At 71.8% G+C, this 24264-nt stretch carries 18 protein-coding genes; 9 read left to right on the top strand and 9 right to left on the bottom strand.

Going from position 1 to position 24264, the window contains the following annotated elements; translation table 11 throughout:
* Nucleotides 1-2: 2 nt before the first annotated feature.
* Nucleotides 3-242 (top strand): hypothetical protein, encoded by a 240-nt coding sequence (locus tag OG974_RS16460; protein ID WP_327283462.1) that lies wholly within the window; start codon nucleotides 3-5, stop codon nucleotides 240-242.
* A 151-nt stretch (nucleotides 243-393) separates the two neighbouring features.
* Here the strand turns inward: OG974_RS16460 and OG974_RS16455 are convergent, their stop codons facing one another.
* Nucleotides 394-888, bottom strand: coding sequence for a MarR family transcriptional regulator (locus OG974_RS16455; RefSeq protein ID WP_327283461.1), 495 nt, complete (start codon nucleotides 886-888; stop codon nucleotides 394-396).
* Nucleotides 889-1014: 126 nt separating this feature from the next.
* Here OG974_RS16455 and OG974_RS16450 point away from each other — a divergent pair, with 126 nt between their 5' ends.
* The 4 genes from OG974_RS16450 to OG974_RS16435 all read left to right on the top strand — a co-directional run bounded on the left by OG974_RS16450 (nucleotide 1015) and on the right by OG974_RS16435 (nucleotide 5191).
* On the top strand, nucleotides 1015-2295 hold the full coding sequence (locus OG974_RS16450; protein ID WP_328762768.1) for an MFS transporter: 1281 nt from the start codon (nucleotides 1015-1017) through the stop codon (nucleotides 2293-2295).
* Between the two features lie 79 nt (nucleotides 2296-2374).
* On the top strand, nucleotides 2375-3316 hold the full coding sequence (locus OG974_RS16445; protein ID WP_327283459.1) for an EamA family transporter: 942 nt from the start codon (nucleotides 2375-2377) through the stop codon (nucleotides 3314-3316).
* Between the two features lie 38 nt (nucleotides 3317-3354).
* Nucleotides 3355-4281: a DMT family transporter gene (locus OG974_RS16440; RefSeq protein ID WP_371643562.1), complete on the top strand. Its 927-nt coding sequence runs from the start codon at nucleotides 3355-3357 to the stop codon at nucleotides 4279-4281.
* Between the two features lie 10 nt (nucleotides 4282-4291).
* The gene (locus OG974_RS16435) at nucleotides 4292-5191 is read left to right on the top strand and encodes a LysR family transcriptional regulator (RefSeq protein WP_371643561.1); all 900 of its coding nucleotides are present in this window, start codon (nucleotides 4292-4294) and stop codon (nucleotides 5189-5191) included.
* A gap of 819 nt (nucleotides 5192-6010) precedes the next feature.
* Here OG974_RS16435 and pepN (OG974_RS16430) read toward each other — a convergent pair.
* A complete protein-coding gene (pepN, locus tag OG974_RS16430; RefSeq protein ID WP_371643559.1) occupies nucleotides 6011-8596 on the bottom strand; it encodes an aminopeptidase N in 2586 nt (861 codons plus the stop codon).
* 140 nt (nucleotides 8597-8736) lie between these two features.
* Here pepN (OG974_RS16430) and OG974_RS16425 point away from each other — a divergent pair, with 140 nt between their 5' ends.
* Nucleotides 8737-9261, top strand: a complete 525-nt coding sequence (locus tag OG974_RS16425) for a DUF1203 domain-containing protein (protein WP_328762765.1) — start codon at nucleotides 8737-8739, stop codon at nucleotides 9259-9261.
* Nucleotides 9262-9357: 96 nt separating this feature from the next.
* Here the strand turns inward: OG974_RS16425 and OG974_RS16420 are convergent, their stop codons facing one another.
* Nucleotides 9358-10386 carry an aspartate-semialdehyde dehydrogenase gene (locus tag OG974_RS16420; protein WP_327283454.1) on the bottom strand — a complete coding sequence of 343 codons (1029 nt, stop codon included), beginning with the start codon at nucleotides 10384-10386 and terminating at the stop codon, nucleotides 9358-9360.
* Nucleotides 10387-10636: 250 nt separating this feature from the next.
* Between OG974_RS16420 and OG974_RS16415 the strand changes: the two genes are divergently transcribed.
* On the top strand, nucleotides 10637-12118 hold the full coding sequence (locus tag OG974_RS16415) for a M28 family metallopeptidase (protein ID WP_371643556.1): 1482 nt from the start codon (nucleotides 10637-10639) through the stop codon (nucleotides 12116-12118).
* 84 nt (nucleotides 12119-12202) lie between these two features.
* On the opposite strand, the gene OG974_RS16410 is transcribed toward OG974_RS16415, so the two are convergent.
* Together OG974_RS16410 and OG974_RS16405 are read right to left on the bottom strand one after the other, a co-directional pair.
* Nucleotides 12203-15532 (bottom strand): S8 family serine peptidase, encoded by a 3330-nt coding sequence (locus tag OG974_RS16410; protein ID WP_328762763.1) that lies wholly within the window; start codon nucleotides 15530-15532, stop codon nucleotides 12203-12205.
* Between the two features lie 274 nt (nucleotides 15533-15806).
* Nucleotides 15807-16373 carry a CGNR zinc finger domain-containing protein gene (locus tag OG974_RS16405; protein WP_327283451.1) on the bottom strand — a complete coding sequence of 189 codons (567 nt, stop codon included), beginning with the start codon at nucleotides 16371-16373 and terminating at the stop codon, nucleotides 15807-15809.
* Between the two features lie 127 nt (nucleotides 16374-16500).
* Here OG974_RS16405 and OG974_RS16400 point away from each other — a divergent pair, with 127 nt between their 5' ends.
* Nucleotides 16501-17403 (top strand): pyridoxamine 5'-phosphate oxidase family protein, encoded by a 903-nt coding sequence (locus tag OG974_RS16400; RefSeq protein WP_371643554.1) that lies wholly within the window; start codon nucleotides 16501-16503, stop codon nucleotides 17401-17403.
* Here OG974_RS16400 and OG974_RS16395 read toward each other — a convergent pair.
* Together OG974_RS16395 and pepN (OG974_RS16390) are read right to left on the bottom strand one after the other, a co-directional pair.
* Nucleotides 17379-18344: a hypothetical protein gene (locus OG974_RS16395; RefSeq protein WP_327283449.1), complete on the bottom strand. Its 966-nt coding sequence runs from the start codon at nucleotides 18342-18344 to the stop codon at nucleotides 17379-17381. The genes OG974_RS16400 and OG974_RS16395 overlap by 25 nt on opposite strands.
* Nucleotides 18345-18502: 158 nt before the next feature.
* A complete protein-coding gene (gene pepN / locus OG974_RS16390) occupies nucleotides 18503-21073 on the bottom strand; it encodes an aminopeptidase N (RefSeq protein ID WP_371643552.1) in 2571 nt (856 codons plus the stop codon).
* Between the two features lie 125 nt (nucleotides 21074-21198).
* On the opposite strand from pepN (OG974_RS16390), the gene OG974_RS16385 reads away from it, so the two are divergent.
* Nucleotides 21199-21846 carry a DsbA family protein gene (locus tag OG974_RS16385; RefSeq protein WP_327283447.1) on the top strand — a complete coding sequence of 216 codons (648 nt, stop codon included), beginning with the start codon at nucleotides 21199-21201 and terminating at the stop codon, nucleotides 21844-21846.
* Between the two features lie 140 nt (nucleotides 21847-21986).
* Here OG974_RS16385 and OG974_RS16380 read toward each other — a convergent pair whose 3' ends face one another.
* Together OG974_RS16380 and OG974_RS16375 are read right to left on the bottom strand one after the other, a co-directional pair.
* Nucleotides 21987-22643 carry a superoxide dismutase gene (locus tag OG974_RS16380; RefSeq protein ID WP_327283446.1) on the bottom strand — a complete coding sequence of 219 codons (657 nt, stop codon included), beginning with the start codon at nucleotides 22641-22643 and terminating at the stop codon, nucleotides 21987-21989.
* Between the two features lie 171 nt (nucleotides 22644-22814).
* A complete protein-coding gene (locus tag OG974_RS16375; protein WP_327283445.1) occupies nucleotides 22815-24236 on the bottom strand; it encodes an amino acid permease in 1422 nt (473 codons plus the stop codon).
* Nucleotides 24237-24264: the final 28 nt, after the last annotated feature.

Genomic DNA, 24264 nt, shown 5'->3' with positions numbered 1-24264 from the left:
CCGTGGACAAGAAGAACGCTCTGCGCGCCGGCGCCGTCACGGCCGGATCGACGCTGATGATGCTGCTGATGACGTCTCCGGCCCTCGCGGTGACCCGCGACGACGGCGACGACCCGGGCCCGGGCCTGAGCATCGCCCAGACCCTCGGCCTGTACGTTTTCACGCCGATCGCGCTGTTCCTGATCATCGCGGGCCTCGTGATCGTCACCGACAAGACGCGCAAGCAGCAGCCCACCGGCTGAACGGGCTGACCCCGCGGGGCAGCACACAACAGACTTCCGGGGCGCCGGGGGTCCGCACGCCGATGCCTTCCGGCTCCGGTGCGGACCTCCGGCGCTCCGTTGTGCGTTTCCGTCGCCCGTCAGGGGCCCGCGGAGCGCCCCGGGGTCCGTCCTAGACCCCAGCCAGCAGCTTGCGCAGCAGGCCGGTCAGAGCGGCGACCTCCTCGTCGTCGAGCCCGGTGAGCGCGGCGCGCTGCACCTCCAGCCCGGCGGCGACGGCCTCGTCGATGAGTGCGAGCCCCCGGTCGGTGATCGTCACCTGTAGCCCGCGGCGGTCGTGCGGATCGGGCCTGCGGGAGAGCAACCCGGCCTTCTCCAGCTTGTCCAGGCGCCCGGTCATGCCGCCCGTCGTGAGCATGAGCGTGGCCGACAGCTGGCGCGGTGAGAGCGTGTACGGGGCGCCGGAGCGCCGCAATGTGGCGACGACGTCGAACTCGCCGCGCGAGATCCCGTAGCGGGCGTAGGCCCGATCCATCGCGTCCCCCATGCTCCGGGCGATCCGGTAGATGCGGCCGAAGACCGCCATGGGGGCGGTTTCCAGATCCGGTCGCACTGCGTGCCACTGGTCGATGATCGCGTCGACGGCGTCCTTGTTGGCCTCGGTCATGAGCGCAGTATCGAGTGTTCCTCCAGTAGATCGCAAGAAAGTTGCTTGACGGAAAGTAGCTTAGGAGTAAGCTACTTCCTATCAACCTACTTGGGGGGAACGATGGCCACGGCCAAGGAATCAAGGGTGGCGGGGGAACGGTCCCTGCTCGTCGGTGCCGGGGTCAGCGCGGTCGGGACCGGCATGTACGTCCCGTTCTCGCTCGTCTTCTTCCACCACGTCACCGGCCTCTCCTTCGCCCTCGTCGGCCTGGTCCTGACCGTCACCGGCCTCGCCGGACTGGCGTTCCTGCCGCTGGCCGGCTCCGCCGTCGACCGGTTCGGCGCCAAGCGGATCGTCCTCGCCCTCTACGCGGTCCGGGCGCTCGGCTTCGCGCTCTACCCCTTCGCCGGCTCACTGCCCGCCTTCGCCGCCGTCGCCCTCGTCACCGCCCTGGCCGACCGGTCCTTCCCCGTCGTCCAGCAGTCCCTGATCGGCGAGGTGGCGCGCGGCGCCGACCGGGACCGGCTCCAGGCCTCCCTGCGCGCCCTGCAGAACGCCGGGATGGGCGCCGGAGCCCTGATCGTCTCCGGAGTGCTGGCGCTGTGGGGGACCGCCGCCTTCACGTACACCGTCTGGGGCAACGCGCTGGCCTTCGCGCTCGCCGGACTGCTCGTCCGCCGGGTCCGCCCGGTGCGCGACGCCCTGACGGCCTCCGCCAAGCGGCCGGCCGCCGGCTACCGGATGGTCCTGCGCGACCGCCCCTTCCTCGCCCTGACCGCCGCCAACTTCCTGACCGCACTGGGCTACGCGGCCCTGTCCGTACTCTTCCCGCTCTACATCGCCACCTGGCTGCACGGGCCCGACTCCCTCACCGGAGCCGCCTTCACCCTCAACACCGCCCTGTGCGCCGGGATCGGAGTGCTCGTCGCGGGCCGGGTCCGCCGCTCCGGAGCCCGCCGCACCCGCTCGGCCGCGCTCGGCGCACTGCTCTTCGCCGCCGCCTTCGTCGGCCAGATCGTGCTCGGCACCCTGCGCCCCGGGCAGACCGCCACCCTGATCGCCCTGCTGGTCATCGTCGTCGTCTACACCCTCGGCGAGCTGGTGCACAGCCCGTCCGGCGGGGCCCTGTCGGTCTCCGCCGCCCCGGAAGCCGTGCGCGGCCGCTACCTGGCCACCTACCAGGTGTCCTACTCGCTGGCCACCGCCCTGGCCCCCTCCCTCTTCACCGCCCTGCTCGCCGTCGACGGCCGCCTGCCCTGGGCCGTCCTCGCCGTCGCCGCGGCCGGCGCCGCCCTGGCGCTGGTCCGGCTGGAGCGCCGGCTGCCCGTCGAGGCCGTGTACCCGCAGCCGTCGGTCGTGACGGCCGCCTCGGCGCCGCGGACCCCGGCCCCGGTGTCGGACCCGGTGTCGGCCCCGGCGGTCTGAGCCGCCCGGCCGGACCGGCCCTGGTTCCCGCCCTCCCCTTCCGTCCCGCGTTCCTCACCCGCCCGAGGAGTCACCCGCCATGAAGCGCTTCGCCACCGTCGCCCTGACCGCCCTCGCCCCGATCTCCTGGGGCTCGACCTACGCCGTGGCCACCGAACTGCTCCCGCCCGACCGGCCCCTGTTCACCGGGGTGATGCGGGCCCTGCCCGCCGGACTGCTGCTCACGGCCCTGGCCCGCAGACTCCCGACCGGCGCCTGGTGGTGGAAGTCCGCCGTCCTCGGCACGCTCAACATCGGCGCCTTCTTCCCCCTGCTGTTCCTGTCCGCGTACCGGCTGCCCGGCGGCGTGGCGGCCGTCCTCGGCTCCGCGGGCCCGCTGTTCGTCGTCGGACTCGCCGCCCTCGTCCTGGGGGAGCGGGCCCGGCTGCGGACCGTACTCGCCGCCGTCGTGGGGGCGTTCGGCGTGAGCATGGTCGTCCTGACCTCCGCGGCCCGGCTGGACCTCGTCGGGATCGTCGCCGGTGTCGTCTCCTCCGCCTCCATGGCCGCCGGCACGGTCATGACCAAGCGCTGGGGGCGTCCCGAGGCGGTCGGCCCGCTGGCCGTCACCGGCTGGCAGCTCACCGCGGGCGGGCTGGTCATCATCCCCGTCGCGGCCCTGATCGAGGGAGCGCCGCCCGCGCTCGACGGCAAGGCCTTCCTCGGCTACGGCTACATGATGCTGATCAACACCGGCATCGCGTACTGGCTCTGGTTCCGCGGCATCGGCAGCCTCACCGCCACCTCGGTCACCCTGCTCGGCCCGCTCTCCCCGCTCACCGCCGCCGTCATCGGTTGGGCGGCCCTCGGGCAGGCCCTGTCGCCCGTACAGCTGATGGGCATGGCGATCGCCTTCGGGGCCACCGTCGCCGGCCAGCTGTTCGCCGCCCGGACCCCCGCCCCCGCAGAACCGTTCAGTTCTACTGAAGAGAATGATCGAAATGTTTCGATGGACCTGACGGGTGACGAAGTGCGACGGTAGACCCACTTCAGACCGACACCCGAGGGGGAGAACACACCGTGGCCGTCATGGACAGGGTCCGTACCGTTACGCAGCACCAGCCCGGCAGCCAGGCCGCGAAGGGGTCCGCCGGACTCGGCGTCCTGCTCGCCCTGGTGGCCACGGTCGTCTGGTCCGGCAGCTTCGTCGCCACCCGGGGAATGGCCGACACCGTCCCGCCCGTCCAGGCCGTGTTCTGGCGCTGGATCATCGCCACCCTCGCCGTCGCCCCCTTCGCGGCCCGCCAGGCCTGGCAGCAGCGGGCGCTGATCCGCAAGCACTTCGGCTTCGTCGCCCTCGCCTCGCTGTTCGGTGTCGCCCTGTACAACACGCTCGTGCACCAGGCCGGACTGACCACCTCCGCCTCCAACATGGGCATGATCATGGCCGCGTCGCCTGTGATCATGGCGCTCTACGCCCGGCTCGGCGGCGAACGGCTCGGCGCCCGGCGCACCTTCGGACTGCTCCTCGCCGCGTTCGGGGTCCTGCTGCTCGTCGGGGACGGCTCGCTCGGCTTCGACTTCGGGGCCGGCGACCTGTGGATGTTCGCCGCCGCCCTGTCGTTCGCCACGTACAGCGCGCTCCTCAAGCGCAAGCCCGCCGAGCTCGGCGGACTGGCCTTCCTGATCACCACCTTCGTGCTCGGCGCGCTGATGCTCGCCCCCGCCTACGCCGTGTCCGTCACCGTCCAGGGCGGGTTCGAGGTCACCGCGGGCACCGCCGGCATGCTGCTGTACGTCGGCGTCATGTCCTCCGCGGTCGCCTTCTTCGCCTGGAACAAGGCCGTCTCGCTGATCGGCGCTGCCCGGTCGGGAGTCGTCTACTACCTTCAGCCGGTGTGCGTCGCCGGCCTCGGCCTCCTGCTGCTGGGCGAGCGGACGGGCCCGGCGCAGCTGCTGTGCATGGCGCTGATCCTGGGCGGCGTGAGCCTGGGGGCCCGGCGGTAGGTTCGGTCCCATGACCGAGTGGGACATCAAGAAGCTGCGGATCCTGCGGACCCTGGCCGACCGGGGGACCGTGACCGCGACGGCCGAGGCGCTGCACATGACGCCCTCGGCCGTTTCGCAGCAGCTGACCAATCTCGCACGGCAGTTGGGGGTGCCGCTGCTGGAGGCGCAGGGGCGCCGGGTCCGGCTCACGGATGCCGCACACCTCGTACTGCGGCACGCCGAGGCGGTGTTCGCGCAGCTGGAGCGGGCGGACGCCGAACTGGCCGGGTACCTGGTCGGGGACGCGGGGGAGGTCCGGATCGGGGCGTTCTCCACGGCCGTGCCGGTGCTGGTGGTCCCGGCGGTGGCGGCGCTGCGGCGCAGCCACCCGGGGGTGGAGGTACGGGTACGGGAGACCGAGGCGGCGGAGTCGTACGAACTGCTGTCGGCCGGCGCGGTCGACCTCGCCCTCTCGCTGGCGGCGCACGCCCCGACCGCCCGGGACCCGCGGTTCACCCGCATGGTGCTGCTGGAGGACCCCCTCGACGTGGCCCTGCCGCCGGGGCATCCGCTGGCGGGCGCGGCCGAGCTGCGGCTGGCGGACCTGTCGGGGGACCCGTGGATCTACGGGGGCAGCGGGCCGTGGCAGGAGATCGCGCGGACGGCGTGCGAGGCCGCGGGGTTCGTGCCGGAACAGGTGCACGCGGCGGCCGGGTGGACCGCGATCCTCGCGATGGTCGAGGCGGGGATGGGCGTGGCGCTGGTGCCGCGCATGGTGTCGAGCCGGGCCTCGGGGGTGACGGTGCGGGTCCTGACCCGCGACCGCCCCACGCGGCACGTCATCGCGGCCACCCGCCGGGGATCGGAATCGGCGCCGGCGGTGGCCCACGCCCTGGCGGCCCTCCGCCAGGCCGCTGCCGCTCGCTGACCGGGCCCTGAGGCCCCGCTGCGCGGCGCCGTCGTCCTCTCCGAGACCGGCTCCGAACCCGCCGGCCGCACCAGACACAAAGCCCGGGCCGGCCTCCGGGTTCCCCGGCTTGGTCGGATTCCCCGGGCTTCGTCGGGCTTCGCCGGGCACCCCGGGTTCCGCTGGGCACCCCGGGTTCCGCTGGGCCCCGGGCCCCGGGCTTCGTCGGGCTCCGGGCTTCGCCGGGCCCCTGGATCGGCTGCCGAGTACCCCGGGCTTCGCCGGGCTCCGGGCAGCCCCGGGTTCTGTTGGGCGCCCCGGGCTTCGCCGGGCTCCGGGTTCCGTCGGGCTCCGGGCTTCGCCGGGCACCCGGGTTCCGCCGGGCCCCGGGTTCCGCCGGGCCCCGGGTTCCGCCGGGCCCCGGGCTCCGTCGGGACCCCGGGCTTCGTCGGGCTCCGGGTTCCGTCGGGCATCGGGCTTCGCCGGGCCCCTGGATCGGCTGCCGAGTACCCCAGGCTTCCCCGGGCTTCGCCGGGCACCCCGGGTTCTGCCGGGCTCCGGGCTCCGTCGGGCTCCGGGTTTCCGTCGGGCCCCGGGTTCCGTCGGGCATCGGGCTTCGCCGGGCCCCTGGATCGGCTGCCGAGTACCCCGGGCTTCCCCGGGCTTCGCCGGGCACCCCGGGTTCTGCCGGGCTCCGGGCTCCGTCGGGCTCCGGGTTTCCGTCGGGCCCCGGGCAAAGCCGGGTACCCGGCTTTGCCCCGACCCGCGTCGGCGCCGGACGTGTGCGGTGCCCCGGCGCCGCCGGAAGGGTCCGGTGGGCCGGGGCAGCCGGGCGGGGCGTCAGGCGGAGGCTGCCGCCGCGTCCGCGGCCTGGGCCTTCAGGGCGCGCTCCACGCCCGACCGGGACTCCGAAACCAGCCGGCGCAGGGCCGCGTTCGGCTCGGCCGAGGCCAGCCAGGCGTCCGTCGCCGCGAGGGTCTCCGGGGAGACCTGGAGCGACGGGTAGAGGCCCACCGCGATCTGCTGGGCGATCTCGTGGCTGCGGTCGTCCCAGATCCCCTTGACCACCGCGAAGTACTTCTCGGTGTAGGGGGCCAGCAGCTCGCGCTGGTCGGTCTGGACGAAGCCGCCGATCACCGCTTCCTGCACGGCGTTGGGCAGGTCCGCGGACTCCACCACCGAGGCCCACGCCTCGGCCTTGGCCTCCGCCGTCGGACGCGCGGCCCGCGCCGTGGCCGCGTGGCGCTCGCCCGCCGCCGTCCGGTCGCGCTCCAGCTCCGCCGCGATGGCCGTCTCGGCCAGGACACCGGTGGCGACGAGGCGCTCCAGGAACGCCCACCGCAGCTCGGTGTCCACGACCAGGCCCTCGATCTCGGCCGCCCCGTCCAGCAGCGCGGCCAGGTAGGTCAGCTGTCCCTCGGTGCGGGCGGTGGCCGCGAAGGCGCGGGCCCACGCCAGCTGGTGGTCGCTGCCCGGCTCGGCGCCGCGCAGGTGCTGCAGCGTGGCCTCGGTCCAGGCCGCCAGGCCCTGCTCCCGCCACGCCGGGTCGGCGTACAGGTCGACGGCCAGCTTCACCTGCCGGTGCAGCGACTGGACGACGCCGATGTCCGACTCCTTGCCGATGCCGGCCAGGACGAGGGCGAGGTAGTCGCGCGTGGCCAGTTCGCCGTCGCGGGTCATGTCCCACGCCGAGGCCCAGCACAGTGCGCGCGGCAGGGATTCCGTGAAGTCGCCGAGGTGCGCGGTGACGTTGGCGAGGGAGACCTCGTCCAGGCGGACCTTGGCGTACGACAGGTCGTCGTCGTTCAGCAGCACGACGGCCGGCCGGGGGCGGCCGACCAGCTCCGGCACCGCGGTCAGGTCGCCGTCGATGTCCAGCTCGATCCGGTCCGTACGGACGAGCTTGTCGCCGTCCAGGTCGTACAGGCCGATCGCGATCCGGTGCGGGCGCAGCGTGGGCTCGCCCTTGGCTCCGGCGGGCAGTGCCGGGGCCTCCTGGCGGACCGCGAACGCGGTGATGTTCCCGTCCGCGTCCGTCTCGATGGCGGGGCGCAGGATGTTGATGCCGGCCGTCTCCAGCCACGCCTTCGACCACGCGGTCAGGTCGCGGCCCGAGGTCTCCTCCAGGGCGCCCAGCAGGTCCGACAGGCGCGTGTTGCCGAACGCGTGCGCCTTGAAGTACGCCTGCACGCCCTTGAAGAAGGCTTCCATGCCGACGTAGGCCACGAGCTGCTTGAGCACCGAGGCGCCCTTGGCGTACGTGATGCCGTCGAAGTTGACCAGGACGTCGTCCAGGTCACGGATGTCGGCCATGATCGGGTGCGTGGACGGCAGCTGGTCCTGCCGGTACGCCCAGGTCTTCATGGAGTTGGCGAAGCTGGTCCACGCGTGCGGCCACTTCGAGCCCTCCGCGTAGGCCTGGCAGGCGATCGAGGTGTAGGTGGCGAACGACTCGTTCAGCCACAGGTCGTTCCACCACTCCATGGTGACCAGGTCGCCGAACCACATGTGCGCCAGCTCGTGGAGGATCGTCTCCGCGCGCACCTCGTACGACGCGTCCGTCACCTTGGAGCGGAAGACGTACTGGTCGCGGATGGTGACCGCGCCCGCGTTCTCCATCGCACCCGCGTTGAACTCGGGGACGAAGAGCTGGTCGTACTTGGCGAACGGGTAGTCGTACGCGAACTTCTCCTGGAACCAGTCGAAGCCCTGGCGCGTGACGTCGAAGATCGCGTCGGAGTCCAGGAACTCGGCGAGCGACGGCCGGCAGTAGATGCCGAGCGGCACCGACTGGCCGTTCGGGCCCTCGTACGAGCTGTGCACCGCGTGGTACGGGCCGACGATCAGCGCCGTGATGTACGTGGAGATGCGCGGCGTCGGCTCGAAGCGCCAGACGTTGTCCTTGACGTCCGCGGCCTCCGGCGTCGGGGAGTTCGAGATGACCGTCCAGCCCTCGGGGGCCGTCACGGTGAACTGGAACGTCGCCTTCAGGTCGGGCTGCTCGAAGCTGGCGAACACGCGCCGCGCGTCCGGCACCTCGAACTGGGTGTACAGGTAGGCCTGCTGGTCGACCGGGTCGACGAAGCGGTGCAGGCCCTCGCCCGTGTTGGTGTAGGCGCAGTCCGCGACGACGCGGAGCTCGTTGGCGCCGGCCGCCAGGTCCTTCAGCGCGATGCGCGAGTCCTTGAAGGCCTCGGCCACGTCCAGCGCCGTGCCGTTCAGGACGACCTCGTGCACGGCGGGCGCGACCAGGTCGATGAAGGTCTCGGCGTCGGCCTCGGCGGACCGGAACCGCACGGTGGTCACGGAGGGGTACGTGCCGCCCTCCTGCGCACCGCTGAGATCGAGTTCGACCTCGTACGAGTCGACGGTGAGCAGCTTCGCCCGCTGCTGAGCCTCTTCACGGGTGAGATTCGTGCCAGGCACGCGGTCATCTCCTTTGATGGTGACGTTGCCCGGCCATCCTTCCACGCGGGGCCGACCAGGTGGGCGGAGTAATCCACGGGCGAAACGCGACGTCCGATTTCCGCCAGCTTCAGCCGGTCCGGGCGCGCACGCTGGTCGGCATGACCACGCACCCGGCGCCCCGACCGGCGCTCCACGCAGTACGCCCCGTCGCCCCCGACACCCTCGCCGCCCTGCGGATCCGCGACGACGCGGGCCGGCCCTGCCTGCCCTACGAGGACCCCGAGGGCGGCGCCCCGCTGCGCTGCTGCCTGCGCCGCAGCCGCCCCGGGGAGCGGATCGCACTCGTCTCCTACGCGCCGCTGCGCCGCTGGGCGGCCGAGACCGGCGCCGACCCGGGCGCCTACGACGAGCAGGGCCCGGTGTTCGTCCACGCCGCCGACTGCGGCGGCCCGGCCCGGACCCACGGCCACCCCTTCGCCCAGCCCGGGGCCCTGCGCACGCTGCGCCGCTACGACGCAGGGGGGCGCATCCTCGGAGGCCGCGCGCTCTCCCTCGGCGAGGAGCCGGACGCTTCGCTGGAGGAGGCCCTGACGGAGGCCTTCGCCGACCCGAACGTCGCTCTGGTGCACGTCCGCGCCACCGAGTTCGGCTGTTTCCTGTTCGAGGTCCGCAGGCCGTACTGACCGGCGCGGCCCCGGTGCGGCCCCGGCGCGAACACGGCGCGACCACGGCGAAGGGGCGGCACCCGTGGGTGCCGCCCCTTCGCCGTGGTCGCGGGCTCAGCCGCGGAGCTCCTCCGCGACGAGCTCCGCGATCTGGACCGCGTTCAGCGCCGCGCCCTTGCGGAGGTTGTCGTTCGAGAGGAACAGCGCGAGGCCGTTCTCGACGGTCTCGTCGACGCGGATGCGGCCCACGTACGAGGCGTCCTTGCCCGCCGCCTGGAGGGGGGTCGGGATCTCCGAGAGCTCGACGCCGGGGGCGTCCTTCAGCAGCTCGTACGCGCGCTCCACGCTGATCGGGTTCGTGAAGCGGGCATTGACCTGGAGGGAGTGGCCGGAGAAGACCGGTACGCGCACGCAGGTGCCGGACACCTTGAGCTCCGGGATCTCCAGGATCTTGCGGGACTCGTTGCGGAGCTTCTGCTCCTCGTCGGTCTCGAAGGAGCCGTCGTCGACCAGGTTGCCCGCGAGCGGGACCACGTTGTAAGCGATCGGGCGCTTGTAGACGGCCGGCTCCGGGAAGTCCACCGCGCCGCCGTCGAAGGTGAGCTGGTCGGCGGCCTCGGCGACCGCGCAGGCCTGGCCCTTGAGCTCGGCGACACCGGCCAGGCCGGAACCGGACACGGCCTGGTAGGTGGTGGCGACCAGCGCCGTCAGGCCGGCCTCCTCGTGCAGCGGGCGCAGCACGGGCATCGCGGCCATGGTGGTGCAGTTCGGGTTCGCGATGATGCCCTTGGGGCGGTTCTTGATCGCGTGCGGGTTGACCTCGGAGACGACCAGCGGCACCTCGGGGTCGCGGCGCCACGCGGAGGAGTTGTCGATCACGACGGCGCCCTGGGAGGCGACCTTCTCGGCGAGGGCCTTGGACGTCGAGCCGCCCGCGGAGAAGAGCACGATGTCCAGGCCGGAGTAGTCGGCCGTGGAGGCGTCCTCGATGGTGATCTCCTTGCCCTCCCATGCGAGGGTCGAGCCCGCGGAACGGGCCGAGGCGAACAGCCGCAGCTCGTCCACCGGGAACTTGCGCTCGGCGAGGATGCCGCGCATGACTCCGCCGACCTGTCCGGTGGCTCCGACGATTCCGACCCTCACGGTGACTCCTTTTGGTACGTACGACGCGGGCGCGTGGAGCCATCATGCGTTCGACCCCACGAGGCTTGTCCAATCCATTGTCCGAGGAACGGACGGTGTCCCCGATGTGAACCCTCGTGACACGTTCGTGGCGGCCGTGTTGCACCCCTGCCGAACGCCCGTTTTGCCTGGTGGTAGCCGGTTACGGTCCGATCAGTCGCGTCCGGTATCCGGACGTGCGTTCCGCACACCGAACTCGGGGAGTACCACCGTGCGCGCCATCCGCCACCGCCGCCGGTCCATACCGGCGCTCGCCGCCCTCGCGGCCGCCGCCGTCGCCGCACCCGTCCTGCTGGCCGCCGCCCCGGCGGCCGCGCACCCGCGCGAGGGCGGGCTGGCCGAGGAGCTGGTGGCACAGGTCACCGCCCGCGGCGCCCACCGCCACCTGGCGAAGTTCCAGCAGATCGCCGAGGCCAACGGCGGCAACCGCGCCGCCGGCACGCCCGGCCACGCCGCCTCGGTGGCGTACGTCCACGACACGCTGGAGAAGGCCGGGTACCGGGTCTCGTACCAGGACTTCGACATCCACGAGGCGCACACGAAGACGGAGCGGACCACCGTCCTCGGGGCGGCCCCGCGCGAGCTGGCCACCGCGGCCTTCACCTTCACCACGTCGACGCCGGCCGGCGGCCTGACCGCCCCCATCGCGCTCGCCCGGGTCGACGAGACCCCGGGCTGCGACGCCGCCGACTATCCGGCGGGAGCCTTCACCGGGAAGATCGCCCTGGTCAAGCGGGGTGCCTGCACCTTCGTGGAGAAGCAGAGGGCGGCCGCCGCCGCGGGTGCGGCCGGCGTGATCGTCTACAACCACAGCGGCACCACCCCGGTCCGGGGCGGGTTCTCCTCGCCCGCCGAGGGGATCGTCCCGAGTGCGGGGATCAGCCTCGCCGACGGCGAGGCGCTGGCCGCGGCCGCTGGCGGCGGCGAGGTGACCGTACGCCTGGACCTCGACCAGGAGCACGTGAAGAGGACCACCCGCAATGTGATCGCCGAAACCAGGGGCGGCCGCGCCGACCGCGTCGTCACGGTCGGCGCCCACCTGGACTCGGTGCCGGAGGGCCCGGGCATCAACGACAACGGGTCCGGCTCCGCCGGCCTGCTGGAGGTGGCCCTCAAGCTCGCCGGGAAGGGCGCGAACAAGAAGGGGAAGGGGCCCGCCAACAAGGTCCGCTTCGCCTGGTGGTCGGCGGAGGAGCTCGGCCTGCTGGGGTCCGAACACTACGTGGCGCAGCTGTCCGCGAAACAGAAGGAGGACATCGCGCTCTACCTGAACTTCGACATGATCGCCTCGCCGAACCCGGTGCAGTTCGTCTACGACGGCGATGACTCGGACAAGACCGGCGAGGGCGCGGGCCCGGCCGGCTCGGCGCAGATCGAGGCGCTCATCAACGGCTTCCTCGACGGGAAGGGCAAGCCGCACGAGGGCAGCGACTTCGACGGCCGCTCCGACTACGGCCCGTTCATCGCGAACGGCATCCCGGCCGGCGGCACCTTCACCGGAGCCGAGGGCGTCAAGAGCGCCGAGCAGGCCCGGCGGTACGGCGGCACGGCCGGGGCCCCGTACGACCCGAACTACCACGGTGCGGGCGACACCCTGGAGAACCTGGACCTGAAGGCCTTCGACACCAACCTGGACGTCATCGCTCACACGGTCGGCACGTACGCCCAGGACCTGAGTTCGCTGGGCAGGTAGCCGGGCGGACCCGGGCCCGGGGGAAAAAGCCCGAAGGGGCGGTGCTCCGACGAGCACCGCCCCTTCGGTGTGGAACCGGTGGAGCTACGGGGTGACCTTCTCGATCTGGACGCTGCCGGTGCCGGCGGCGGTGCCGCGGCCGTTGAGCAGCTTGACCTCGCCGAAGAACTGACGGCCCTCGGGGGCCGGAGCGGAGGCGAGGACGTTCGCCGTGACGGCCGCCGAGGCGCCGTTGGCGAGGTTTACCGCGGCGGCCCCGTCGACCTGGACGGAGCCCAGGGCGGACGAGAAGTACACGTCGCGGTAGTTGTAGGTGGTGGAGCCGGACGGAACCGCGTAACCGGCCACCTCGATGGTGTAGGTACCGGCGGCCGGGTTGAGTAGGGTCACGGCCTCCTCGGAGTCGCCGTCGGCGGAGGAGCCCACCTTCACGCCGTCCTTGAGGATGGTGAGGTCGAGGTCGGCACCGGTGTCGGAGACACCGCCGATGGCCACGTCCAGGCGGGAGACGCCCTCACCGATGGTGACGGTGCTCGTCTGGGTCTCGCCGTTGGCGATGGTCGGCTTGGCGACCTTCGCGGAGCCGAGCGGGCCGCCCTGGAGCTTGCCGCCGGCGATGGCCGCACCGTCGTTCTTCACGGTCCACTGGACCGGGGCCGGGGTGCCCTGCTTGACCTCGGGGAGGACCTTGACCGCCGGGTCGAAGCCCGCGCCCAGGACGCTGACGTCCAGCTTGAACGGGTTGTCGAGCAGCGGCGACGTACGGCGCGACTCGACCTCGATCTCCCAGACGCCCGGCGTCGGGTTGTCGTACGAACGCAGGTCGGGGCGGCAGGTGTTGGCCGGGTTGTCGTAGTTCGGGTAGCACTGGGTCGTCGCGCTGTCCTCGACGCCCACACCGTACGGGTGGATCGAGATGAAGCGCGTCTGGCTGCCCGTCTTGAGACCGCCGAGGGCGACCTCAAGGGACTTCGCACCCTGCGGGACGGTGACGAAGTACGACTTGTGGCTGTTGCGCTGGACGGAGGAGGTGTCCGACATCGTGAACGACGGCTTCGCCAGCGGGGTGGAGGCGACGACCGTGGTCAGGATCTGCTTGTCGATGCCCTCGGTGGTCTCGTCGTCCAGCTGCAGGATGCCGCTGTGGACGCCGGCCGTCTTGGGGTTGGCCTCGACCTTGATGGTGACCGGCTTGTTCAGCGGCAGCGTGACGTAGTCGTAGCCGCCGACGACCTTGAACGTGCCGTCGTTGTTGCGCCAGCTCAGGTCGTGCCGGGTGCCGTACTTGACGCCCGTGGTGCGGGTGACGACGACGTCGTAGACCTTCTTCTGGCCGACCTTGAGGCCGCCCTCGCGGTCGTAGAGGCCAGTGCCGAAGCCCGGGGTCTTCAGGAACTGGTCGATCGCGGTGTCGACCGGTGCCTTGACGGTGAACTCGTTGGCCTTGGCGCCGCGCTGGAGGGACTCCCACGCGTCGACGATGTTGATCAGGCCCGCGCCCTGGGCGTGCGCCGGGACGTCGTCGATCTTCTTCGCGGTGCTGGTGAGCGCCACGCGCAGGCTCGCCGGGGTCACCGTCATGTGCTGCTGCTTGGCGGCCGAGAGCAGCAGGGCGCTGGCGCCCGTCGCCTGCGGCGAGGACATCGAGGTGCCCTGCAGCATCGAGTAGCCGGCCGGCAGGTTGTAGCCGGACTCCTTCACCGGGGAGCCGGGCAGCCAGGTCTGCGTGGTGTTGATGGCCGCGCCGGGGGCGGTGATGGTCGGCGTGAAGCCGCCGTCCTCACGCGGACCGCGCGAGGAGAACGGGAACATGTTGTACTTCTTCGTCACGCCGGAGCCGTAGTTGGCGGCCCAGGTCTCCTTGGAGACCGCGGCACCCACGGAGATGACCTTGTCCGCGAGACCGGGGTCGCCGATGGTGTTGACACCGGGGCCCTCGTTGCCCGCCGAGATGACGAGCTGGACACCGTAGGTGTCGATGAGGTTCTTGTAGAGCTCGGCGCGGGCGTTGTTGCCGTCGTTCAGCGCCGGCAGGCCGCCGATGGACATGTTGACGATGTCCACGCCGCGGTTGACGACGAGGTCGATCATGCCCTCGGTCAGCGCGACGTTGGTGCAGCCGCCGGACCAGGAGCAGGCGCGCGAGGAGACGATCTTCGCGCCGGGCGCCTCGCCGTTCATCTTGCCGCCGAAGAGGCTGTTGGCGGCGGTGATGCCGGCGACGTGCGTGCCGTGCTCGGACTCGATGATGCCGATGTTGACGAAGTCGGCCTTCTTGCCGACCCAGTCCCCGCCCAGCGGGTCCATCGGGACGTCCTTGCGGATCTGGATCACGAACGGGATGCGCTCGGCGACGTCGGTCGCCGGGTTGTCCGTGCCGAAGTAGCCGATCTGGTAGCCGTCCTTGTACGGCTTCATCGGCTCGTTGTTCGTGAAGTCGCCGTCCTGGTCGGTGTCGACGCGGACGGTGCCGGCGGCGGCGTCGTAGAGCATGCCGAACCGGTCGGTGGTGTCCCCGTCCCGGTTGACGTCGCCCTTCGCGTCACCCGTGGCGGTGATCGACTCGCTGAAGCGGCTCCACTGGTACGAGCCCTCCGGGGCCTTCCAGCTCTGGCCGCCCGCGCTGAAGGTGCCGCCCGTGGCCGTGACCGGGGTGATCTGCGCGCGCCAGGTGGCGTCGTTGTCGGTGATCGGGTCGGTCGCGGTGACCCAGTCGACGATCTTGCGCTCACCAGTGGTGGTCTTCTGGAGCGCCGGGTGGCCGAGGTCGACGCCCGAGTCCAGGATGCCGATGGTCACGCCGCGGCCGTCGGCCTGCGGGTTCTTGGCGACGAAGTCCACCGCACCGGTCTCGAAGGACGGGTTGTACGGGTTCTTCGCGGGGGTGTTCTTGTCCGGACCGGGGTAGGTCTCGGAGGCGGTCTTCTTCGCCGAGCCCGAGTCCTTCCCGCCGTCGGGGCGCGGGTCCGACAGCTGGATCTCGTGCTTGAGGTCCATGGCGTGCACCGAGGACAGCTTGGCGGCGGCCTTCAGCGCGGCCTCGGCCTTGCCGGTGGGCAGCGTGGCGCGCACGTAGCCGAGCTTGTCGTTGGTCTGGCCGACCGAGGCGCCCTGGACCGCGGTGAGCTGGTCCGCGACCTGCTTGGTCTGACCGGGGGCGGTGGCCACCATGACGGTGACGGTCGCGTCACCCTTGGCCTTGGCCTCCTGGAGCAGCTCGGCGTCCGCCGAACCCATCTTCTGGTCCGCGGACTTGACCGCCGGGCCGGTGCCCGGGGTGCCGCTTCCGGTGCCCGTCGCCGCGAACACGGGCATCGCGCCCGCGGTCGCCAGCGCGGCGACCAGGCCGGCCGCGGCCGCGACGCGCGCGACGCGTCTGGCCCCGGATATGGAGCTGGGGGATTCGAGGGTCATCAGCATCCCTGGATAAGTGAAAGATACGGTCCGGATTTCGGTGCCGGATGACCGGTCAGCTTTGCGCAAGTGACAGCTGTTTGGGGAGCGTTGTCATTGACCGAGACCTGACATGGCGGACTCTCGCCAGGTCAGACCATGCGCCATCGAGGCCGTACCGGGGCGTACGCGTGCGAATCACAGGGGTTGAAGAGTTGATTTATCGACTTCCCGACCTCATTGCGAGGAAGGCGCGGTGTCCGGTCTCAGGTCGGGTGTGACAACTTCCGGTTCCTCAGCGCACGCGCGTGCGCGCGTAGTGCCGCGAGGCCTTCGCCCGGTTTCCGCACACGGACATCGAGCACCACCGTCGGGTGCCGTTGCGCGAGGTGTCGTGGAAGTGCAGCACGCACGTCTCGGAGGCGCACGTGCGGATCCGCTCGGGCGTGGTGCCCAGGAGCTCCAGGTAGTCGCGGGCGGCCGTCCAGGCCGGACCCCAGGTCGGGTCCTCGAACTCGGTGCGCTCGCCCGGGCCTTCGGCGGTCAGCGTGGCCCGGATCCGGCCGTGCTCCAGGACGGCGTCGACCAGGGCGCGCGCGCTCTCGTCGGCCGGGTCCGCGACCGCGCGGGCGAGCGCCTCGCGGGCGGTCAGCAGGTGGACGAGGGTCGCGGCGTCGGCGCGGAAGCGGTCGGCCAGCCCGGTGCTGCGCAGCCAGATCGCGAGCCCCTCGATGCGGGTCAGCCCGAAGGCGCCGGCGAAGAGGTCGACGCTCTCGCCGTCCTGCGTCCACCGCGTATTCAGCAGGTCCAGGGAGACCGGCTCGCCCGTCAGGGGGCGGGGATCCGCCGCCTCTGTCGCCATCTCGTCGCTCCTCTGCGCGCGCCTACTAACCCCTCAAGGTTACGTGACCGGTTTGACGTCGACGGGCCTAACCTCTAAAGTTGACTTAGAAGGTTAGGTCTGTGGGTCGGTGACGGGAGGCGGCGTCATGGGGCGGTACCACTGGGGCTCGCTGGCCGTGCAGGAACGCGTCGGCGTGCGCGAGCTCGCCGAGCACGTCGGCCGCTCGATCGGCACGGACATCGGGGAAGGCGCCGCGGCCTTCCTTGAGCGGCAGCCGCACCTGGTCGTCGGCGCCGCCGACGCGACGGGCCGGTTGTGGGCCTCGCTGCTCACCGCCGCGCCCGGTTTCGTACGGGCCGCCGGTCCGCACCGGATGGCGGTCGACGGCGGACTGCCCGCCGGGGACCCCCTCGCCGAGGCCCTGGCCACGGAGGGCACCCGGGTCGGGACCATCGCCGTCGACCCGCGCACCCGGCGCCGGATGCGGCTGGGCGGGACCCTGGAGGTGACGGCGGGCGGGTTCGCGGTCGCGGCCGAACGGGTCTTCGCCAACTGCCCCAAGTACCTGCAGAAGCGGCAGCCGCTGGAACTGGTCGCCGAAGGGGCCGGTGTCGTGCGGCTCGGGGGTGCGCTCACCCCCGACCAGGAGCGGACCGTCCGGGCCGCCGACACCTTCTTCGTCGCCACCACCGCCGAGGGCGGGGCCGACGCCAGCCACCGGGGCGGGATGCCGGGCTTCGTCGAGGTGCTCTCGCCGATCGAGCTGTCCTGGCCGGACTATCCGGGCAACGCCATGTTCCTCACCCTGGGCAACCTCACCGCGGATCCGCGGGCCGCATTGCTGTTCCCCGACTGGGAGAGCGGGGCGGTGCTCCAGCTCAGCGGGCGGGCCCGGACCGGCTTCGGCCCGGACGGCAGCCGCAGCATCCGCTTCCGCATCGACTCGGTGGTGGAGAGCCTGCACCCCGGGCGGCTGCGCTGGAGCACCCCGGAGTACTCGCCGGCCAACCCGGCGCTGGCGCCTCACCGGGGCAGTACGACCAGGTAGGCGGCGGGCTCGCCGTCCGCGGAGGCCGTCAGGGCGGTCCGCACGACCGCGGCCTGCTGCTCGGGCCAGTCGCGGAGCTTGCGCGGGGTGATGTGCAGGACGGTCACCCCGAGCCGCTCCAGGCTCTCCCGCTTGCGGACGGCCTCCGAGAACTCCTCGTCCTCGCCCTGCCGCGGCGCGCGGGTGTCGATCTCCAGGGCGACGCTCTGCTCCGGCCAGAACGCGTCGACCCCGCCCAGGTGCGGGCCGCCGGGCAGCCGCAGGTCCACGTTCCAGACGGGCTCGGGGAGCTCGTGGCCCCGTACGAGCTGGTACAGCCGGTCCTCGGCGATGGCCCGGCCCTCCGCGAGCAGGGACTCGACGGCGTCCACGACGTGGGGGCGGTTCAGCAGCCGGGCCACCGTCAGCTCCCGTACGACGGCGGCGGGTTCGCAGTGCCCGCCGCGCACGGCCTCGCTGAGCAGACGGCGTACGGTGCCGGCGTCGTCGAGCTGCCCGACCGCGTCGGCCAGGGCCCGGGCCACGGGGGCGACGGGCAGCCCGGTCACCTCCTGCGGGTGGGGCGGGGTGTGCGTGCGCACGATCCGCACGGTGCCGACGGAGCGGAGCCGGCGGGTGTGCGGCACCAGCACGTCGATCTGCGTGAGGGCGGGCAGCGCGGGCGCGGAGGCGAACCGGTACAGGGCGAGGGCCGCGAGCCCGGTGACCATGGCTTCGCCGCCGCCGCCGCGGCGGCACGCGTACAGCAGGGCGGCGTGCAGGCGCTCCTCGCTGGTCGCGGCGCCGGGGTGGAGCAGGAACACCCCCGGCAGGATCTCCTGCCAGGGCCGTTCGGCGACGTCGGAGGCGCTGACGCCGTGCTCGCGGAGCTGGGCGAGGCTCATGACGCGGGGGCGGCTGCCGGTGAGGTGGGCGAGGGGGAGGGGCGCGTTGTGGTTCATGCGGCGGAGATTCCCGCTCGCCCCGGCCCCGCTAACCCCTGTTACGTTCCCGTCGACAAATCCGGACAAGACCGCACTAAAGTACGGCCGTTCGAAAGCCGATACCGTCGTTCGCCTCCTCCGGCGGGGCTGGCGGACCAGCCCCGCCGGGGCGCGTCCTAGACCGCTGTGGAGGCCTCGGCGGCGGCCGCGTCGCAGGCCTGCGCACGCAGCGCGCGGGCCAGGTCGTCACGGGCCTCCAGCACCAGGCGGCGCAGTGCCGGGGCGGCGCCGTCGTGCGCGGAGAGCCAGGCGTCCGTGGCGGCGAGCGTCGCCTCGGAGTCCTCCAGGGACGGGTACAGCCCCTTCACCACGTGCATGCCGATCTGGATGGAGCGCTCCGACCAGATCCGCTCGATCACCGTGAAGTAGCGCTCCGCGTAAGGCGCCAGAAGCGCCCGCTGCGAAGACTGCTGCATACCGGCGATCGTCGCCTCCACCAACGCGTTCGACAGCGCGTCCGACTCGACCACCGCCGCCCACGCCTGGTCCTTGACCGCCTCGGACGGCCGCGCCGCCAAGCACCGCACCTGGTGCCGCTTGCCCGACGCCGTGTCGTCCCGCACCAGTTCGGCCGTCAGCACGGCCTCGTCCACCGCGCCGTGCGCGGCCAGCGGCAGCAGGAAGTCCCACCGCAGCTCCTGGTCCACCTCCAGCCCGTCGATCCGCGCCGACCCGTCCAGCAGCCCCAGCAGCAGCTGGAAGTCGCCCTCCGTCGCCGCGCCCGCCGCGAAGAAGCGGGCCCAGGTCAGCTGGTGCTCGGACCCCGGCTCCGCCCGCCGCAGCTCCTGGAGCGCGACCGCCGACAGCACCCGGCCGCCCTGCTCGCGCCAGTCGGCCGCCGCGTAGTGCGTGACCGCGGTCAGCGCCTGCGAGTGCAGCATCTGGAGCACGCCGACGTCCGTCTCGCGGCCGGCGTGGGCCAGCACCAGGGCCACGAAGTCCCGCGCCGGCATCAGGCCGTCCCGCGTCAGGTTCCACAGCGCCGACCAGCACAGCGCCCGCGCCAGCGGATCGGCCACGTTCCCGAGCCGCTGCCGCAGCGTCTCCAGCGAGCCCTCGTCGAAGCGCATCTTGCAGTAGGTGAGGTCGTCGTCGTTGACCAGCACCAGATCGGGACGCTCCTGCCCGGCCAGCTCCGCCACGACCGTCCGCACGCCCGCCACGTCCGCCTCGGCCCGCGCGTAGCGCACCGGCGAGCCGTCCTCCAGCCGGTACAGGCCGACCGCGACCCGGTGCGGGCGGAGCTCCTTGCCCTCCTGGACCACCGCCAGCTCGGTCACCCGGCCGCCCGCGTCGTACGTCACCACCGGCGTCAGCACGTTCACGCCCGCCGTCTGGAGCCATGCCCGCGACCACTCGGCCATGTCCCGTCCGGAGACCTCCGCGAGGACCGACAGCAGGTCGTCCAGCGTGGTGTTCCCGTACGCGTTGGCCTTGAAGTAGCGCCGCGCGCCTTCCAGGAACGCGTCCCGGCCGACGTACGCGACCAGCTGCTTGAGCACCGCCGCGCCCTTGGCGTACGTGATGCCGTCGAAGTTGAGCTTCGCGTCCTCAAGGTCACGGATGTCGGCCGTGATCGGGTGCGTGGAGGGCAGCTGGTCGGCCCGGTACGCCCACGCCTTGCGGTTGTTGGCGAACGTCACCCACGCCTGGTCGAAGCGGGTCGCCTCCACCTGCGAGAAGGAGCCCATGAAGTCCGCGAAGGACTCCTTCAGCCACAGGTCGTCCCACCACTTCATGGTGACGAGGTCGCCGAACCACATGTGGGCCATCTCGTGCAGGATCGTGTTGCAGCGGCGCTCGTACGCGGCCCGCGTCACCTTCCCGCGGAAGATGTACTCCTCGCGGAAGGTGACCATCCCCGGGTTCTCCATCGCGCCCAGGTTGTACTCCGGCACGAAGGCCTGGTCGTACTTCCCGAAGGGGTACGGGTAGTCGAAGTGCTCGTGGAAGAAGTCGAAGCCCTGCTTGGTGACGAGGAAGACGTCGTCCGCGTCGAAGTGCTTGGCCAGCCCCTTGCGGCACATCGCACCCAGCGGGATCGTCAGGTCCCCGCGCGTGTAGGTGTCCGTCACGTAGTGGTACGGGCCGGCCACCACGCAGGTGATGTACGTGGAGATCGGCGCGGTCTCGGCGAAGCGCCGGGTCTGGCCCTCGCGGGACTCCTCCGCCCCGTTGCTCCAGACGTGCCAGCCCTCCGGCGCCGTCACCTCGAAGCGGTAGGGCGCCTTCAGGTCGGGCTGCTCGAAGTTCGCGTACACCCGGCGGGCGTCGGCCGGCTCGTACTGCGTGTAGAGGTAGACCTCGCCGTCCTCCGGGTCGACGAAGCGGTGCATGCCCTCGCCCGTCCGGCTGTACGCGCAGTTCGCGTCCACCACGAGGACGTTCTCGGAGTCCAGCCCGGTCAGCGCGATCCGCGCCCCGTCGAAGACGGCTGCCGGGTCCAGTGCGCGCCCGTTGAGGGTGACGGAGTTCACCGACGGGGCGACGAGGTCGGCGAAGGTGGCCGAGCCGGGGGCCGCGGCCCGGAAGCGGATCGTGGTCACCGAGCGGAAGGTCCGGGGGCCCTCGGCCGGTTCCGCCGTGTCCACGGCGGACCTCAGGTCGAGGACGACCTCGTACCCGTCGACGGACAGCAGCTCCGCCCGCTCGCGGGCCTCGTCACGGGACAGATTCTCTCCGGGCACGTGCACTCCTTCGTGCGTGATCGCGATACCTGATCGAATCCTCGCACGGGGGAATGCGGGAGGTCCTGGCCTGGTTGGCGAGGAGGAACAGGACCACCGATACCCGCGCGACTCCGAGGAGAGACATGGCCGACACCCAGGTGCGCGAGAAGACCCCGGTCGATTTCTGGTTCGACCCGCTCTGCCCCTGGGCCTGGATGACGTCCCGCTGGATGCTGGAGGTCGAGAAGGTCCGCGACGTCGAGGTGCGCTGGCACGTGATGAGCCTCGCCGTCCTCAACGAGAACAAGCTCGAAGAGCTGCCCGAGCGCTACCGCGAAATCCTCGGCCCCAAGGGCTGGGCCCCGGTCCGCGTGGTCATCGCGGCCCAGCAGAAGCACGGTGACGAGATCACCGGCAAGCTCTACACCGCGCTCGGCACCCGGATCCACAACGAGGACAAGGGTGCGACGCGCGAGGTCATCGCCGAGGCGCTGGCCGAGGTCGGCCTGCCCGCCGAGCTGCTCGCCTACGCCGACTCCGACGAGTACGACCAGGTGCTGCGCGACTCCCACAACGACGGGATCGACCGCGTCGGCCAGGAGGTCGGCACCCCGGTGATCTCCGTACCCGGCGCCGAGGGCGACGACGTGGCCTTCTTCGGGCCCGTCGTCACGCCCACCCCGCGCGGCGAGGCCGCCGCCCGGCTGTGGGACGGCACCCTGCTGGTCGCCGCCACCCCCGGCTTCTACGAGATCAAGCGCACCCGCACCAAGGGCCCGAGCTTCGAGTAGGCCTCCCGGCCGGTCCGCCGCCGGCTCCTGGGACGCAGAAGACCCCCGCAAGTCACGTCCTTGCGGGGGTCTTCCGTTGGACACGTCCGCACGCGAAGGCTGAGAAGACGATCACGAGGCGGACGGCTCGGGGGCGGCGATCAGCCCTTGGCGGGGATCAGCAGCGGGGTGTTCGCCTTGGCGTCCGCGTAGCGCTTGGCCACGTCCTGCCAGTTGACGACGTTCCACATGGCCTCGATGAAGTCCACCTTCTGGTTCTTGTACTGCAGGTAGAAGGCGTGCTCCCAGGCGTCGAAGACCAGGATCGGGGTGCTCGCGGCGCCCACGTTGCCCTGGTGGTCGTAGATCTGCTCGACGATCAGGCGACCGCTGACCGGCTCGTACGCGAGCACGCCCCAGCCGGAGCCCTGCGTCGCGGAGGACGCGAAGGTCAGCTGCTTCTTGAACTTGGCGAAGGAGCCGAAGGACTCGGCGATGGCGTCCGCGAGTTCGCCGATGCCGTCCGCGGCGGCGGGCTCGCCGCCGCCCTCGCCGGTCTTCGGGCTGGCCATGTTGTGCCAGTAGATGCTGTGCAGGATGTGGCCGGAGAGGTGGAAGGCCAGGTTCTTCTCCAGGCCGTTCAGCGCGCCCCAGTTCTCCTTGTCGCGCGCCTCTTCCAGCTGCTCCAGCGTGGTGTTGGCGCCCGCGACGTAGGCCGCGTGGTGCTTGTCGTGGTGCAGCTCGATGATCTGCGGGTTGATCACCGGCTCCAGCGCCGCGTAGTCGTACGGAAGCTCAGGAAGCGTGTAGATGGCCATGCGTGTTATCCGGTCCCCTCAGCGTGCCAACTGCTTATTGCAATCAATGCGCAACTGCACGCTAGCAGTATCTATTCCTGTGATCACGCAAGGGTCACCTGACGCGTCCGTGCACGACGAAGGCGCCCCCCGCGCCGTGCACGGGGAGCGCCTTCGTCGTGAGCGTGCCGGTCAGGCGCGGGCCGCCGCCCGACGCTGCATCACGTAGCCGGTCGCCGCGAGGGTGAGGGTGAGGCCGCCGGTGAAGACCACCTGGACCCGGGTGTCCTCACCCAGCACCATCAGGACCAGCACCCCGGCCACCCCGGCCAGCGCCACCCAGGTCAGGTACGGGAAGCCCCACATCTTCACGACGAGCTTCTCGGGAGCCTCCCGCTCCATCCGGCGCCGCAGGACGAACTGCGAGACGGCGATGAAGCCCCAGACGACGAGGATGACCCCGCCGACCATGTTCAGCAGCCAGGCGAACAGGGTGTCCGGGTACCAGTAGGACAGCAGCACGGTGACGAAGCCGAACCCGCAGGAGGCGAGCACCGCGCGCCGCGGCACCCGGCCGCTGACCTTGCCGAGCGCCTTCGGGCCCTGGCCTCGCGAGACGAGCGAGTAGGCCATGCGCGAGGAGCCGTAGACGTTGGCGTTCATCGCCGACAGCAGGGCGATCAGGATGACCACGTTCATGATCTCGCCGGCGGCCGGGATGCCCAGGTGGTCCAGGGCGGCCGCGTACGGGCCCTCCTCGGCCACCGCCGGGTCGTTCCACGGCAGCAGCGTGACGATGACCAGCATGGAGCCGACGTAGACGATCGCGATCCGCCACATGGTGGTCTTCACGGCCCGGGCCACGCCCTTGACGGGGTTGTCCGACTCGGCGGCCGCGATGGTCACCGTCTCCAGGCCGCCGTACGCGACGACCGAGGCGAGCAGTCCGACCAGGAGGCCCTGCGTGCCGTTGGGCAGGAACCCGCCGTCGTGCACCAGATTGGCGGCGCCGGGGGAGGAGGTGCCGGGCAACAGCCCCATGACGGCCAGTACGCCCAAGCCCAGGAACAGCGCGATCGCACCGATCTTGAGCGCGGCGAACCAGAACTCGAACTCGCCGAAGTGGGAGACGGCGGCCAGGTTGGTGCCGCAGAACAGCGCCATGAAGACCAGCACCCACATCCAGGACGCCGTGCCGGGGAACCAGCCGGTCATGATGTGCGCCGCGCCGATCGCTTCGATGGCCACGCCCACGCACAGCAGCGTCCAGAACATCCAGCCGGCGGTGAACCCGGCCCAGGGGCCGATCGCCCGGTCCGCGTGCACGGAGAAGGAGCCGGAAGCGGGGTTCGCGGCGGACATCTCGCCGAGCATCCGCATCACGAACATCACGAGCAGCCCGGACGCGGCGTACGCGATCACGATCGAGGGGCCGGCGGCGGCGATGCCGGCGCCGGAACCCACGAAGAGCCCGGCGCCGATGACCCCGCCGAGGGCGATCATCGAGAGGTGGCGCTGCTTGAGGCCGTTGCCGAGGGGGGATCCGGTTCCGGATCCGGCGCCGCCCGGGGGCGGCGCGTCCTGGGCGCGGGGCGCGGTGGAGGTCTGGCTCATGGAGGTGTTGCCTGTCCGGTGTGCGGGT

This window comes from Streptomyces sp. NBC_00597 (assembly GCF_041431095.1).
GTDB lineage: Bacteria > Actinomycetota > Actinomycetes > Streptomycetales > Streptomycetaceae > Streptomyces.
The sequence above is the reverse complement of the archived record's forward strand: the minus strand, read 5'-3'. Positions and strand labels throughout refer to the sequence as shown.